Origin of the sequence: Methylophaga sp. UBA5088 (assembly GCF_002414625.1) — a bacterium.
Classification (GTDB): domain Bacteria; phylum Pseudomonadota; class Gammaproteobacteria; order Nitrosococcales; family Methylophagaceae; genus Methylophaga; species Methylophaga marina.
In genome coordinates this window covers 1-386 of sequence record NZ_DIAC01000053.1, presented here as the reverse complement: position 1 = coordinate 386, position 386 = coordinate 1, and the positions used below count along the sequence as shown (strand labels likewise).

The 386-nt window shown below is 39.9% G+C and carries 1 protein-coding gene; it reads left to right on the top strand.

The annotated features are described in order from the left end of the window. The coding region (locus B4K20_RS07320; protein WP_289282424.1) for an EAL domain-containing protein at nucleotides 1-386 on the top strand (386 nt) is incomplete at both ends.

The following is a 386-nucleotide window of genomic DNA, read 5'->3' as shown; positions in this document are numbered from 1 at the left end:
AAACAGTGGACGAATAGTGGTCGTGCCGTTCCGCATATTTCTATTAATCGGTCAGCACACAATTTTGGTGGGCAGCGTGCTCGTTTAGATTGGTTGGCTTATTTACGTGAGGTTTCAATACCCAGTGAGTTAATCACGTTAGAGATAACGGAAAGTACGTTAATGCAGAAACAATCCGAAAGCCGTATGTTACTGTATCGTTTACGAGATGCCGATATAAAAATTGCGGTGGATGATTTTGGCACCGGTTATTCTTCTTTATCTTACTTGAAAGAAATGGATGTTGATTATCTGAAAATTGATCGCTCTTTTATTCATGACATTGATCAAAGTGAGGATGACAGGGCTATTGTCGAAGCGATTACCGAAATGGCAAAACGTTTAGA